Source organism: Xanthomonas euvesicatoria, from assembly GCF_013112235.1.
GTDB classification, from domain to species: Bacteria; Pseudomonadota; Gammaproteobacteria; order Xanthomonadales; family Xanthomonadaceae; genus Xanthomonas; species Xanthomonas euvesicatoria.
In genome coordinates, this window is sequence record NZ_JABFFS010000001.1 from 4857437 (window position 1) to 4871748 (window position 14312).

9 protein-coding genes are annotated in these 14312 nt (G+C 65.2%); 2 read left to right on the plus strand and 7 right to left on the minus strand.

All coding sequences use genetic code 11. The annotated features are described in order from the left end of the window. The first annotated feature begins 56 nt into the window (after nt 1-56). Together HLH45_RS20710 and HLH45_RS20715 are read left to right on the plus strand one after the other, a co-directional pair. On the plus strand, nt 57-986 hold the full coding sequence (locus tag HLH45_RS20710) for a L,D-transpeptidase family protein (protein ID WP_008575870.1): 930 nt from the start codon (nt 57-59) through the stop codon (nt 984-986). A gap of 2 nt (nt 987-988) precedes the next feature. Continuing rightward, entirely contained in the window at nt 989-1708 is a 720-nt protein-coding gene (locus tag HLH45_RS20715) for a M23 family metallopeptidase (RefSeq protein ID WP_008575868.1), read from the plus strand. 468 nt (nt 1709-2176) lie between these two features. Here HLH45_RS20715 and fhuE read toward each other — a convergent pair whose 3' ends face one another. From fhuE to HLH45_RS20750, 7 genes are all read right to left on the minus strand, one after another. After that, the gene (gene fhuE, locus HLH45_RS20720) at nt 2177-4360 is read right to left on the minus strand and encodes a ferric-rhodotorulic acid/ferric-coprogen receptor FhuE (RefSeq protein ID WP_008575865.1); all 2184 of its coding nucleotides are present in this window, start codon (nt 4358-4360) and stop codon (nt 2177-2179) included. A gap of 814 nt (nt 4361-5174) precedes the next feature. Then, nucleotides 5175-7175, minus strand: coding sequence for a transketolase (tkt, locus tag HLH45_RS20725; RefSeq protein WP_008575863.1), 2001 nt, complete (start codon nt 7173-7175; stop codon nt 5175-5177). A 201-nt stretch (nt 7176-7376) separates the two neighbouring features. Further along, entirely contained in the window at nt 7377-8657 is a 1281-nt protein-coding gene (locus tag HLH45_RS20730; RefSeq protein ID WP_074053361.1) for a dicarboxylate/amino acid:cation symporter, read from the minus strand. Nucleotides 8658-9285: 628 nt separating this feature from the next. Beyond that, the gene (locus tag HLH45_RS20735; RefSeq protein WP_033479017.1) at nt 9286-11034 is read right to left on the minus strand and encodes a BatD family protein; all 1749 of its coding nucleotides are present in this window, start codon (nt 11032-11034) and stop codon (nt 9286-9288) included. After that, on the minus strand, nt 11031-12848 hold the full coding sequence (locus HLH45_RS20740) for a VWA domain-containing protein (protein WP_008575858.1): 1818 nt from the start codon (nt 12846-12848) through the stop codon (nt 11031-11033). The genes HLH45_RS20735 and HLH45_RS20740 overlap by 4 nt, the downstream gene beginning before the upstream one ends. Beyond that, nucleotides 12836-13852: a vWA domain-containing protein gene (locus HLH45_RS20745; protein WP_008575856.1), complete on the minus strand. Its 1017-nt coding sequence runs from the start codon at nt 13850-13852 to the stop codon at nt 12836-12838. The genes HLH45_RS20740 and HLH45_RS20745 overlap by 13 nt, the downstream gene beginning before the upstream one ends. Then, a complete protein-coding gene (locus HLH45_RS20750; protein ID WP_008575854.1) occupies nt 13849-14310 on the minus strand; it encodes a DUF4381 domain-containing protein in 462 nt (153 codons plus the stop codon). The genes HLH45_RS20745 and HLH45_RS20750 overlap by 4 nt, the downstream gene beginning before the upstream one ends. Nucleotides 14311-14312 lie beyond the last annotated feature (2 nt).

Genomic DNA, 14312 nt, shown 5'->3' on the forward strand with positions numbered 1-14312 from the left:
TGCCACCACGCTCCTGCGCTCGCGCCTGCTTGCTTGCCCTTGCATTGGGTACTTCCTTGTCTGCGCTGGCGCAGGCGCAACAGCCCGCGCCTGCCGCTGCGCCTGCATCGGCCGCAGCTCCCGCGGCCAAGGTTGTTCCCACCGGGGCGCGCTCGGACCTGCACGCGCAGGTGTTGCTGGATCGCGCGCATTTTTCGCCGGGCCAGATCGACGGCGAGCGCGGCTCCAATCAAAAGCGCGCAGTGTCAGGGTTCCAGGCCGCCCACAACATCAAGGCCACCGGCGAGCTGGATGACGCGACCTGGCAAGCCCTGCAGGCCGACACCACACCGGCCCTGGTGCAGTACACGCTTACCGACGCCGATGTCGCCGGCCCGTTCAAACCCATTCCCAAGGGGCCTGCCGAGCAGGCCAAGCTGACTGCGCTTGGCTATGCCTCCGTCGACGAAGCGCTGGGCGAACGTTTCCACGCAGACCCCGCGCTGCTGGCCCAACTCAACCCTGGCGTGGATCTAAGCAAGGCCGGCAGCGTGATTCAGGTACCCAACATCGACGGGGTGCCGCCCCTGGCCAAGCCAGCCAAGCTAGTGGTGGATAAGTCCGATTCGACGCTGCGGCTATTGGACGCCGACGGCAAGGTCTATGCGCAATTCCCGGTGTCTTCCGGCAGCAAGCACGACCCGCTGCCCATTGGCCGTTGGAAAATTCTCGGCATCTCGCGCGACCCGGTTTTCAAGTACAACCCCAAACTGTTCTGGGATGCGAAAAAGGGCGATCAGAAGGCCACCTTGCCAGCGGGCCCAAACAATCCGGTCGGCCGTGTCTGGATCGATCTGTCCAAACCGCATTACGGCTTGCATGGCACGCCCGAGCCCGGCCATGTCGGCAAGACCGAATCGCATGGCTGTGTGCGTCTGACCAACTGGGACGTGGTCAACCTCGCCAGCGTGGTCGGCCCGTCGGTGCCGGTGGTGATGCAGGAATAGACATGAAACTGCTGATGACCTTGGTGGTGGGCGTCGTGCTGGGCGCGGCCGGCTATTGGTGGCTGGAACGCACCGCACCGGAAGCGAAAGTAGAACCGTCATCCAGCGCTGCACCCGTCGCAACAGATCGCAGCTCAGCGAGTGCTGCGCCGATGGCAGCCCCTGCAGCGGCCGCCACGGCGGCACCGATGGCTGCCTCAGCACCACTGTCCGATCCCGCGCCCGCCGGCATGCCTGCCGCAACAACGCCAGCGCAGCCGCCTGCCGCTGCGGCACCGGGCAGCGACTTGCTGATTCCGGTAGAGGGCATCGGCGCCAGCCAGTTGCAGGACACCTTCACCGATGCGCGCAGCGAAGGCCGCGTGCACGATGCCATCGACATCCTCGCTCCTACCGGCACACCGGTTGTGGCAGTTGCCGACGGCACGGTGGAGAAACTGTTCACCAGCGAGCGTGGCGGCCTGACGATTTACCAGTTCGAGCCTGGCGGCAAATACTGCTATTACTACGCGCACCTGGAGCGCTATGCCGACGGCCTGGCGGAGAAACAATCGATCAAGCGCGGCCAGGTCATCGGCTATGTCGGCAGCACTGGCAATGCCAATCCTGCCGCACCGCATCTGCACTTCGAGATCCATCGGTTGGGGCCGGAAAAACAATGGTGGAAGGGCGAGGCGCTCAATCCCTATCCGGTGTTGCACGGGGACCAGCCCCTGCAGTGAGATGGTCGCCCAAATGGGCCTCGCTACGGCCTGCGTTTGTTGCACAGCGCCGCCATCTGCCGCAACGCCTGCGCGCCTTCATCGACTGGTTGGCAGAGGTCATGGCACCGTATCTGCAGCCGTTGCAATAAGCAGCACATCGGCGCAGCGCGCTACGCCGGTCGGCAGTCATGCACAGCGAACCCCTTGCATTGCGGACTTCGCAGCGCACGTGGGGCGCTGATGTCTAGTGCATCGCATGCATGTTGGCTCGATGACGCGACACGCTGCCTCACGACAATCGAGATCTCGATGCACCGCGCGCCCTGATCGCGCAATCAGCGCGGCTGACAGAGGCCCTGTTCGGCAGTGCAATTCCCTGCAATCTGCTGAAACTCGGAACACCAAAAAGCACAGGCATCTTTCGCAAGATGCCCGTGCCATGGCGCAATCGCAGCGAGCGTTGCAGACGCCCGATGTCGCTTCAGATCAGAACGTGTAGTTGAAGGTCAGCATGCCGTTGCGCGATGCGCCCCACGCACCATAGCCATTGTTGAACTGCGCGTAGTAACGCTTGTCGAGCAGGTTGTCGATATTGAGCTGCACCGAAAACTGCGGCGACAGGCGATAGCGCGCAAACGCGCTGACCACTGCGTACGGGCTCTGCTGGAAGGTGCCATACACCGGGTCCACATAGTACGAACGGTTCTGCCAGTTGACGCCACCGCCCACGGTCAGATCGCTCCACGCGCCCTGCGGGGTGTAGCTACTGAACAGCTTGATGGTGGTGCGCGGCAGTTGCGTGTTGATCGAGGCACCGCTGTCGTCGCGTGCGGTGTAATGCGAGGCGCCCAAGGTCGCGTTCCAGCCCTGAGTCAGGCGGCCGGAAAGTTCGAAATCGAAGCCTTCGCTGACCACACCATTGGCAGCGACGTAAGCAAAATCGCTGCTGCCCGGCACCAGCGTGCTCGTCGCTACACCCAGGTTGTCCTGCTCGATGCGGAACAGGGCCAGCGAGGCATTGAGCTGGTCGTCGAACCAGGCCGCCTTGACGCCGGCTTCGTAGCCCTTGCCGCTCAACGGATCCAGGTAGCCGCCATTGGCATCGCGCAAGGTCTGCGGGTTGAAGATCTCGGTGTAGCTGACATAGGTCGACCAGACATCGTCGATGTCGTAGACCAGCCCGGCGTATGGAGTGACTTCGGTCTGGGTGTCGGAGAACGGCACCAGCCCCTGCGTCGCATCGGCGTTACGGCCGTCAATCTGCCAATCGGTATAGCGCGCGCCCACCAGCAACGTCAGTGGATCGGCCAGCGAGAAGCGTGCGGCCACGTAGGCGGCCTTCTGCTTGATGGTGCCATCGCTCTGCACCGTGCGCGGGCTCCAGTTGGGCTCCGGATACGCGCCATTCCAGCCCAGGTAGCTGTCCAGGGGTGCGGGGAAGTCGAAGGTACCGTTATTGACGTACTCGCGCCGGTTGTAGCTGGCGCCGGCGACCAGTTGATGTTCGCGGCCGAACAGCTGGAACGGGCCCTGGGCATACACGTCGGCGCCGTCGGCCTTGCGCTCGGTCTGGTAGTTGCCCGAATACGGCACCACCCCACCGCCGGTGGTGCGGTCGAAGCCGAAGATGGTGTAGAACGGATAGAACAGGTGGTTCGTCGCTTCGGTGTTTTCGTGGCTCACATTGGCCTTGAGGGTCCAGCCGTTGTCGAAGCTCTGTTGCAGGCTGGCGAAGGTGCGCTGCAGGCGCGTGTCCCAGAACGTCCAGTCGGCCGCCGGATTGAACGAGCGCTTGTAGTCGGTACGCGTGCCATCGCTGTAGAACAGCGGGAAGCCGCCCCAGGTGACATCGTCCGATTCCTTTTTCTGGTACTCATAGCCCACGCTCAACAGCGTGCTGTCGGTGAGGTCGGCATCGATGATGGCCGAGCCGATCTTCTTGCGCAGGCTGTAGCGATCCATGTCCGATTCGCCGTCCTGATACACGCCCACCACGCGTGCGCGCACGGTGCCTTCGGGACTCAGCGGCACGGTGAGATCGGCCACGCTGCGGGTCTTGTTGAAGTCTCCCCCGCCCACCGACACGGTGCCGGTGAAGTCGCGGCTGAGCGCATGCTTGCGTACCAGATTGATCGAGGCCGACGGATTACCCGAGCCGGTCAATAAACCGGTTGCGCCGCGCACCACTTCCACCCGGTCGTACAGCGCTACGTCCAGTGCCGAATCGCCGTAGCTCCACGCCTGCTCCATGTAGGCCGGGATGCCATCGAATTGGTAGTTATCGATATAGAAGCCGCGCGCATAGAAGTCCAACCGTTCGCTGTCATTCTGCGAAGCCGAGATACCGGTGACGTTGTTGAGCACGTCGGTGATGCTCTGCAGGTTCTGGTCGTCCATGCGCTCGCGGGTGATCACGGTGACCGACTGCGGAATCTCGCGCAGCGCCAGGTTCATCCGCGTCCCGGCAGAGGTTTTCTCCACCGTATAGCCCTTGGCCTGCTCGCCCTGCACGGTCATCCGGTCCAGCGTGGTGACCTCGGCATCGGCGGTGGGCGCTTCTGCCAAGACCTGGCCGGCGGCCAGCGTACACAGCGCAGCGAACAGTGCGCGGGGCAGGGCGTGGCGGCGTGCGCCCACAGAAATAAGACGCATTTCGGTACTACGGATCATCGGGTGACTCCAACGCAGGCGGATCGGGCCGTACGCACCGCATAGGCGCAGCGCCGGCAACAAGGGGGAGGAACGGTGCGCCATACCATCGGCAGCGCATCATTTTAATGGGAATGATTCACATTTTAAATAGCCCGCGTAGCACCTCGTTGGTATCGACCGCCACAAGGCGAACGCTGGCTCCCTGGCTCACTGACACCTTGGCTCACTGACACCCTGACTCACTGACACCCTGACTCACTGACACCCTGACTCACTGACACCCTGACTCACTGGCTCTCTGGCTCCCTGGCTCCCTGGCTCCACGCCCTGCCGGGTCGCGATATCACGCGTGGGAGACCATGACGTGCAAGAGCCGCCGCATACGCATCGGCTCGCTGGCACCAGGTCCACGGACCGCAGCTGTCCCGCTTCTGCCATCAGCCGTCATACGTGGCGGGCATGGCCTCGCGCGTTGGCGCCACCCTGTGCAGGCCCTCCCGCGCAGCCATTGCGGTTACACATGCATCTGGCAACCCGTCGGCCGCCACGGTTGCCGCAATGACGCATGCCGCGGCTTGCGTACTGTTGCGATGGCGATCGTCCCTAAGACTGCAGCGCTCCGATCCACCGCTGCAGGAAGCGCTCGCATCGAATTGCGCAAATTCTCGCGACATGCGGCGTTGCCAGAGATGCGGGCGCCCCCTCCGCCGGCCACGCAGCACGCGAAATGGAGACATCGCACCGCGAGTGCGCGAAACGCAGCGCGTTGGGACATCCGCCACAAACAAAAACGCCGGCTTTCGCCGGCGTCTTTGTGACTCATATCAGCGCGCTACAGCGCCTTCGCTGCGGCCACCACGTGCTCGGCAGTGATCTTGAAGTACGCATACAGCTGATCGGCCGGTGCCGAGGCGCCGAAGGTATCCATGCCGACCACATCGCCATCCAGGCCGACGTACTTGCGCCAGAAGCCGGTCACGCCCGCTTCCACCGCCACGCGCTTGCGCACGGCATTCGGCAACACCGACTCGCGATAGGCCGCATCCTGGCGGTCGAACACATCGGTCGACGGCATCGACACCACGCGCGTCTTGAGGCCGGCCGCATCCAGCGTCTGCTTGGCTTCCACCGCCAGGCCCACTTCCGAGCCGGTGGCGATCAGGATCACGTCCGGCGTACCGCCTTGGGCATCGGCCAGCACGTAACCACCGCGTTCGATCAACTTGATCTGCTCGGCGCTGCGCGGCTGATGCTGCAGGTTCTGACGGCTGAAGATCAGGCAGCTCGGGCCGTCCTTGCGGGTAATGGCCGCCTTCCAGCTCACTGCCGATTCCACCGCATCGCCCGGGCGCCACACGTCGTTGTTGGGGATGTAGCGCAGCGAGGCCAGGTGTTCCACCGGCTGATGGGTCGGGCCGTCTTCGCCCAGGCCGATCGAGTCATGCGTGTACACGTGAATCGCATGCGCCGGGTTCAACGCGCTCATGCGCACGCCGTTGCGTGCGTAGTCGCTGAACACCAGGAAGGTGGCGTCGAACGGGATGAACCCACCATGCAGCGCCAGACCGTTGGCAATGGCGGTCATGCCGAACTCGCGCACGCCGTAGTACACGTAGTTGGCATCCGGGTCGTCGGTGGCGACCGACTTGCTGGCCTTCCACAAGGTCAGGTTGGAGTGCGCCAGGTCGGCCGACCCACCGATCAACTCCGGCAGCAGCGGCGCAAACGCTTCAATCGCCAGCTGCGAAGCCTTGCGCGAGGCAATGGTCTGGCCCTCTTCCTGCGCCTTGGCGATGTAGGCATCGGCCTTGGCGATGAAGTCGGCCGGCAACTCACCGTGCGAGCGACGGGTCAGCTCTTCGGCTTCGCTGGCGTACTGCTTGGCATACTTGTCGAACAGCTGTTCCCATTCGGCCTGACGCAAGGTACCGGTACCGCCGGCACGCCAGCCGGCGTAGATCTCTTCGGGAATTTCGAACGGGCCGTACGGCCATTCCAACGCCTTGCGGGCGCCTTCCAGTTCGTCCTTGCCCAGCGGCGCGCCATGCGAGGATTCCTTGCCGGCCTTGGTCGGCGCACCGAAGCCGATCTTGGTACGGCAGCAGATCAGCGTGGGCTTGTCGGTGTTTTCCAGCGCCGCCTCGATGGCGGCCTTGATCTTGTCGGCGTCATGCCCGTCCACATCGCGGATCACGTGCCAGCCATAGGCCTCGAAACGCGCCGGGGTGTCGTCGCTGAACCAGCCGGCGGTATTGCCGTCGATGGAAATCTGGTTGTTGTCCCAGAACGCCACCAGCTTGCCCAGGCCCCAGGTACCGGCCAGCGAGGCGGCTTCGTGCGAAATACCCTCCATCAGACAACCGTCGCCCATGAACACCCAGGTGCGGTGATCGACGATTTCCAGCTCCGGGCGGTTGTAGCGCTGCGCCAGCAACTTCTCGGCCAACGCGAAACCGACCGCATTGGCGAAGCCCTGGCCGAGCGGACCTGTGGTGGTTTCCACGCCGGGAGTTTCGCTGCGCTCGGGGTGGCCGGCGGTCTTGCTGTGCAGCTGGCGGAACTGCTTGAGCTGCTCGATCGGCAGGTCGTAACCGGACAGGTGCAATAGCGCGTACTGCAGCATCGAACCGTGGCCGTTGGAGAGCACGAAACGGTCGCGGTTGAACCACTGAGGGTTGTTCGGGTTGTGCCGGTAGAAGTCGTTCCACAGCACTTCGGCGATATCGGCCATGCCCATCGGCATGCCGGGATGACCGGACTTGGCGGCTTCGACCGCGTCTGCGGCAAGAAAACGGATGGCGTTGGCCAGCTGGCGGCGGGTGGGCTGGGTCATGGGCGTCTATGGAAGCGGAGGGAACACCGCTGGAAGCGGAGGCCCCTATTCTCCCATACACAGCGTTAGGGGAATCGGGAGTCGGGAATGGGGAATCGGATGCAGCGTTGCGAGTTGGTCGATGGACTCAGCTTCGCGCCACCCCGCCTCGCGCCTCACCCTCGCACCAGCCCGCTTTACCCATTCCCGACTCACGATTCCCTATTCCTCGCCCTTGGCCACCAAGGTCGTCAGCGCCAGATCCCCGGTCACGTTCAGCGCCGTGCGGCACATGTCCAGGAAGTGGTTGACGCCCAGGATCATGCCGATACCCACCGGGTTGACCCCGACCATCGCGCAGATCAGCGCCACCACCGGCAGCGAGCCGGACGGCACGCCGGCCGTGCCGATCCCGCCCAGGATGCAGACCAGCATCACCATGAACTGCTGGCCCAGGCTCAGGTCCACGTTGAAGAACTGCGCCAGGAAGATCACCGTGACGCCTTCGAAGAGTGCGGTGCCGTTCTGGTTGGCGGTGGCGCCCACGGTCAGCACGAAACGCGACACGCGCGGCGGCAGGCCCATCTCGTCGGCCACGCGTAGCGCCGTCGGCAGGGTTGCGTTGCTGGACGCGGTCGAGAACGCCATCACCGTCGCTTCCTGGGTCTGGCGGAAAAAGCCCAGCGGCGAGCGTCCGGCGAATTTCACCGCAATGCCGTAACTGACCACCATGTGCAGGCCCAGCGCCAATACCACCACGCCCACGTAGGCGCCCAGACGAATCAGCAGATCGAAGCCGAACAGCGCGGCCAGGTTGAACATGAAACACGCCACCGCATACGGCGCCAGGCGGATCACCAGCCCGATCAAGGTCATCGAAATCTCGAAGACCCCCTCGATGCCGCGCCGCAAGGTGGCGACCTTTTCGTCTTCGGTCAGCACCATGCCCACGCCGAACATCACCGCAAAAAACATCAGCGACAGAATCGCGCCATTGCTCGACGCGGCGGCAATCACGTTGCTGGGCACGATCGACAGCAGCATGTCCATGCCCTGCGGCTGCGTGCCGGAGCTGGAAATGATCTCGCGGGTGCGCTCGGCATTTTCCTGGATCAGCTGACTGGCCAGTTGCGGGTCCACGCCCGCACCGGGCTTGAGCACGTTGACCAGCACCAGCCCCAGCAACACCGCCACACCGGACAGCACCACGGTATAGCCCAGGGTGCGCCACCCCACCCGCCCGAGCGCGCGGATGTCGCCCATTTCGGAAATGCCCATGACCAGCGCCGAGAACAGCAGCGGCACGATCAGCATGAAGATAAGATTGAGGAAGACCTGCGAAAACGGCGTGGTGACGTACTTGGTCGCCAGGCGCACCCACTCAGCGTCGCTGCCGGCCAGGTAATAGACAGCCAGGCCAAACAACAGGCCAACGGCAAAGCCAATTCCCATCTTCCAATGCAGGGGCAGGCCCGGGCGGCGCGTGGCTGGGGATGCTGTCATCTGGTCAGGCCTTGGTGGACACAAAGACCGGAGCTTAACAAACGCCATGGATGCGGCCACCTACCCGGGTGCTGCTATATGCCTGGTGCGGGTAGGCGAGCTTCTCGCTGTCGGGTGAGGCAGGCGTTTTGCAGTTGGCTGTAGGAGTTGCTGTTTAGGCGCAAAGCAGGACGGCCGGCATTTCGAGCCGTCGCGGCGTTCAGATGAAATCAGATGGCTGAAAGCGAGAGCCCGCCTGTCGAGTGCGCGATGCCTGCCCTCGCCGCTCGCGGGACCCTTGGCGCCATGGATGCCGCCACCGAGCTTACAAGGACGTACTTGCAGCGTGTCCGGCGAGGGTGGGCGGGCAAAGGCACTGCGGCTAAACCCAGCGCCAACGCTCCTTGCTCTGTGCCCCATAGTTTGCAGATCACGCGCATCCAAAATCGACGCGTTATCCGCGCTGGAAGGCAATGTCGCCGCTCAGAGCAAGTAATGGCGGCCAACAAAATCTAACGAGCCACTGTTAGGTGTGCAGATCCCCCACCAGCAATCGAAGTACCGTTGTTGCAGACCCTTCGTCACACCGGCTGCAACTGCGCGGCCAATATGTCAGTCGTTCCAGGACGCCACCAAAGCAACCCGTCAGTCAAGGCGCAGGCGGATACAGCGGCGCCAGCACCTCCGGTTCGGCCGCACTTGCATGCCGCCAGCGCGGCCCCTTGGCGAACGCTTCACGCAAGGCAGCGCGCGCGCCGGTCACATCGCCGTCGCCGCCCCAGCGTGCGCGCTGCATGCGCGCCACGGCTGCACGCTGCGCCGGGTCGGCCAATGCCGCCATCACTGCATCGATATCGGCAACACCGGCCATGCCGCAGAGCACCGCCGCCACCTCGTCCATGCCGCCGGTGTCGAGCGCGCGGCGCAACTCGGCAACGCCGTGGGTCGCACGTCTGCCCTGGGCTGGCACGTCGCTGCCGTTGCCCTCATTGCCGCCTGATGCACCGCGCGGAGCACCGCGCCGACGCAATAACGCCCACACCAGCGTGGCGATCCACAAAAGCGCAAATCCGATCGCCGCCGCGATCCATCCCCACGGCGCTCGCGCGGGAGATGGTGCTTGCAGGGTGAGCGTGCGATCGGGTGTCGGCGCCGATTGATCGGGTGCCGGATTCGGCGCCGATGCCGGCGCAGGCGTCGCAAACGCACCGCTACCTGCCGCCACATCGAGCGTCAGGTCGGGCAGTGACGCGGTCTTGGCTGCGCCTGCCCCCACATCCCACCATGCCATCTGCAGCCCGGGCACCACCAACGGACCGGCGCGGTTGGGCACGATCGAATAGCGCCGGGTCAGTCGCAGTTGCGGCGAGCCGTCCACAAAGCGTTCCTCGAATTGCGGCGGCTCGGCGAATACCTGCGCGTCGGGCACGCTGGGCGTGGGCAATTCGGGAAACTGCGCCTGGGTCGCGCCGCGCGCACTGGCTTCCACCACGAATTGGGCCGCCTCACCGGCTCTCGCCCGCTGAGGCGTGGTCGTGTAGCGCAACTGCAGGCTGCGCAACGGCAGCCATGGCTGCGGCGCATTGGCCGGTTGCGCGCGCACCTGCAGCGGAATGCTCGCACTGCGCGCACTCAACTCACCGTTGCCACGCCCGAAGTAATCGTCGAAAAACCCGCCTACCGAACGCCCGTTGAAACGTGCCGGCGGCAGTAGCAGGCGACCGCTGCGCTCGGGCACCAGCAGGTAGCGCCGCTCCACCACATTGTATTGGCGTCCATTGACGACCTTGACCGAGCTGACGTCGTCGCCGACGCGCTGCATCGATGCCCCATCGGGTGCCTCAAGATCCAATTCGCCCGATGCCAGTTGGGTGGCGAAGTACAACCGCACCACCACGCCCACGCTTTGCTGCACGTAGGGTTGCGGGTCGTCCACCTGGGTTTGGACGAAGGCTTCTTCATTGCCCTGCGCCGCACTCGGCGCGCCGGCAGCGTTGCCGGAGCTGCTCGCGGGATCGTTCGCCGCGCCAACCACCTGCAGGCGCAGCGGTTCGGTGCGTTCATTGCCCACGCGTATCGCCGGCACGATGAGTTCGCCACTCCTGCGCGGCGTCAGTACCACGCCGAACAAGGCACGCACCGTCACCGACCCATTGGTCACCTGCATCTGCTGATTGGCGCTCTTGGCGCCCAGCGAAAAATCGCTGCGCAGCGGCGTGTAATCCGGGTCGACGCCGCGTTGGTCGGTTTCGATATTCAACATCGCCACATCGCCGACATTGACGCTGTCGCGATCCAGCCACGCGCGCGTGACCGCACCCACCGGCGCGCACGCCAACAGTGCCACGCTGGCCAGCATGCCGATTGCCGCGCGACGTAAATGCTGTCTGCCGATCATCGTCCGTCCCGTTGCCTGCGTTCGTATTCCAGCCTGAATTTGGTACGCAGCAGGCTCCCCGGATCGTCCGGCACCCGCCGCAGCCATGCGTCCACCGCCTGACGTTGCTCGCGTTGTTCCGGCGTCTCGCCGGCGACGGCGGCCTCCTGCTTGCCGCTGGCATCGGCCTGCTTGTTGCCCGCCTGCGCCATGGCCTGCTGCATCTTGCGACGCTGTGCCTCATCGGCCTGCTGCTGCGCCTTGGCATCGGCAGATTGCGGCGGCGTGTCCTGCTTGCGTTGCTCGCCCTGCCCGTTCTTGGCCTGCGCATCTTGTGGCCTGCCGTCCTGTGGCGGCTGCCCCTCAGAGGGCTGGTTCTTGCTGTCGTGCTGGTTCTGCCCATCCTGGCCGGATTGCTTGTCCTGCTGATTCTGGCCCGCCTGCTGTTGCCCCTTCCCATCCTGGCCGGATGGCTTCAGGTCCTTGGACTGCCCCTTGCCATCCTTGTTGGTCTGCTGCTGGCGCTTGCGCGCCGCATCGACCGCCGCGCGATTGGCGATGGCGTCCTGCTGATTCGGATGTTGCTTGAGCGCACGGTCGTAGGCCGCGATCGCCGCGTCGTACTGGCCTTGTCGCGCCAGCGCGTTACCGAGGTTGTACAGCCCCTCATCGGTCGGTACCGCTTCGAAGGCCTTCTGCGCCGCTGCGAAATCGCCCTTGCGATACGCCTGCACCCCGGCATCCAGGCGCTGTTGTTGCACCTGATCGGCACGCTGCCACAAGGTGCCATCGGCCGCGTGCGCGGGCTGCGCCAGCGGCAGCACGCACACCATCGCCAGCACGGCCACCACCGCGCGGCGACGAAACGCCAGCAGGGACAGCAGCATCACCGGCAGCACCAGCCAATAGCCTTCGTCGAGCCAGCTCTTGCCGCCATCGGACTCGGCGGTTTCATCGGCCAACGGCTGTTGCGATGGATCGAGCACGCCCAACGCCCGCAGGTCTGCATCGTCCGGCGCAATGCGCGCATAGCGCCCGCCCCCCTGCGCGGCCAGGGTGCGCAGACTGCCCTCGTCGAGCTTGGCCTGTGCAATTTCACCGCTGGCCGTGCGATACGCCGCACCGCGCTCGCCGCCCACACCGAGCGCCGAGACACTGAAGCCGCGCGAACGTGCCACCCGCGCCGAACTTTCGGCGGAGCGATCTGCGCTATCGCTGACAAGCAGGATCTCGCCTTGCTTGAAGCCGGCCTGCTGCAATAACTGCGCGGCCGCATCGATCGCCCGGTCGGCACGCTTGCCATCGACCGGCATGACCGACGGCGACAGCGCATCCAGAAACAAGGCCACGTTGGCACTGTCTTCGGTCAATGGCGCAACCGTAAAACTCTCGCCTGCATACACCAGCAATGCCACCTCGCCCCCGGCTCGTTTGCGCAGCAGCGTCGCCAGTTTGGCGCGCGCCTGCAGCAGGCGCGAAGGCGGCAGGTCGGTTGCGTTGGCACTGGACGACAGATCCAGCACCACCACCAGCGGCATGCTCGACTGAAATACCGGATGCTCGGTCTGCCGCCAGCTCGGCCCGCTCATCGCAAGCACGGCCAACGCATAGGTCAGCGCAGCCAGCACGAATCCCAGCCATCCGCGCCGACCGCCGGAGACCAACAGCTTCGGCAACAGATGCGCATCCACGCTTTGCCGCCAGACGTCGGCATCGCGGCGACGCCAGTGCCACAGCGCAGCCGCCGGTACGATCGCCAACAGCGCCCACAACAGCGTCGGGCGCAACAGATGTAACGACTGCAGCCACCCCGCCAGCTCGGTCAGCGCGTCCATTGCCACCTCCGCGGCAGCAGATAGGCCAACAGGGCAACGACGATTGCCGCGCCCAATGGCCAGTAGTAACGCTCGACGCGCGGCTGCACCGAAGGCCCCAGTCCCTTGACCGGTTCCAGCCGATCCAGCTCGGCATAGATGCCGGCAAGCTCCTCAGTATCGCGGGCGCGGAAGAAGCGCCCGCCGGTCTGCTGGGCGATCTTGCGCAGCCCGTCTTCGTCGATGTCGTCGTTGCCGCCGGCCGGAATCGGCACCCCGAACAAGGAATAGCCGCCACTGCCGCCAAAGGCAATGGTGTGCACGCGCACGCCTTCGGCCTTGGCCAGTTCCGCGGCCTTCAGGGGATTGAGTGCGCCGGCGGTGTTGACGCCATCGGTGAGCAACACCACCACGCGCTGGCCCTGCTTCTGTTCGCGCAGGCGCTTGACCGACAAGGCGATCGCATCGCCAATCGCGGTTTCGCGCCCGGCCAAGCCCACCACGCTGTCGCTCAACTGATCGCGCACGGAGGTCAGATCCGCGGTCAACGGTGTCAGCGCATACGCGCGTTGGCCGAATACCAGCAGACCGACGCGGTCGCCGTCGCGCCGATCCAGAAAGTCCGACAGCACGGCCTTGGCGGCGGTGAGCCGGTCCACCACCTTGCCACCAAGCACCATGTCGGGCTCGCTCATGCTGCCCGAAAGATCCACCGCCAACATCATCTGGCGCGCCTCGCGCGGCGGTTGAATCACCTCGCCCAATTGCTGCGGACGTGCCAGCGCGGCGCACAACAAAAACCAGGCCAGCCACGCCAACCAACGCGGCATCCGCAGCACCGGCGCGCTTTTGGCCTGCGCCACCGCCTGCAACTGCTCCGCATACGGCACGCGGAGTGCGGCCGCATCGGCGCGGCGTTGCGGCCAGAACCACATCAGCAACGGCAAGGGCATCAGCCACCACGCCCACGGCCAGGCGCAGTGCGCCAACGCATCCTGCCATTGCGACCACTGCAACCAGTTCATCGCCGGCCCCGCATCAACGCCACAAAGCGCTGCCGCGCCAACGCTTCTACCGCAGGCAGATCGCTGACGGTGGGTGCACGCTGAAAGCCGCCTTCCAGCACAGCCCGGCCCGGCCCCTGCGAAAACACCTGGTCCTTGCGCTTGCGCCCATCCAGAAACTGCAACCACGCCTCGCCCTGCAAGCGGTCGGCCTGCGGGTCGACGCGCCGCGCCGCACGTCGCAGCAGCACCGACACGGCCGCCAAGCGCTGCGCAGGCGTCGTGGCGCGCGCTAGTTCCGCATCGAACGCAGCCAGCCAGCGGCGCTGGCGCTGACGCCGGCGCCACCACCAGACCCACGCGCTCCCCACCACCAGCACGACAACCGCGATCACCAGCCACCAGCCCGGTGCCAGCGGCCACCACGACGGCGACGGCGGCAGGTGCACATCACGCAGCGGCAGCGACTGCGGGGACATCG

Excerpts from the sequence above, each read along its gene's own strand:
- fhuE (WP_008575865.1), bottom strand. The coding sequence starts at position 4,360 with ATGATCCGTAGTACCGAAATGCGTCTTATTTCTGTGGGCGCACGCCGC.
- HLH45_RS20750 (WP_008575854.1), bottom strand. The coding sequence starts at position 14,310 with ATGTCCCCGCAGTCGCTGCCGCTGCGTGATGTGCACCTGCCGCCGTCG.
- HLH45_RS20740 (WP_008575858.1), bottom strand. The coding sequence starts at position 12,848 with ATGGACGCGCTGACCGAGCTGGCGGGGTGGCTGCAGTCGTTACATCTG.
- HLH45_RS20745 (WP_008575856.1), bottom strand. The coding sequence starts at position 13,852 with ATGAACTGGTTGCAGTGGTCGCAATGGCAGGATGCGTTGGCGCACTGC.
- HLH45_RS20730 (WP_074053361.1), bottom strand. The coding sequence starts at position 8,657 with ATGACAGCATCCCCAGCCACGCGCCGCCCGGGCCTGCCCCTGCATTGG.
- HLH45_RS20715 (WP_008575868.1), top strand. The coding sequence starts at position 989 with ATGAAACTGCTGATGACCTTGGTGGTGGGCGTCGTGCTGGGCGCGGCC.
- HLH45_RS20735 (WP_033479017.1), bottom strand. The coding sequence starts at position 11,034 with ATGATCGGCAGACAGCATTTACGTCGCGCGGCAATCGGCATGCTGGCC.
- tkt (WP_008575863.1), bottom strand. The coding sequence starts at position 7,175 with ATGACCCAGCCCACCCGCCGCCAGCTGGCCAACGCCATCCGTTTTCTT.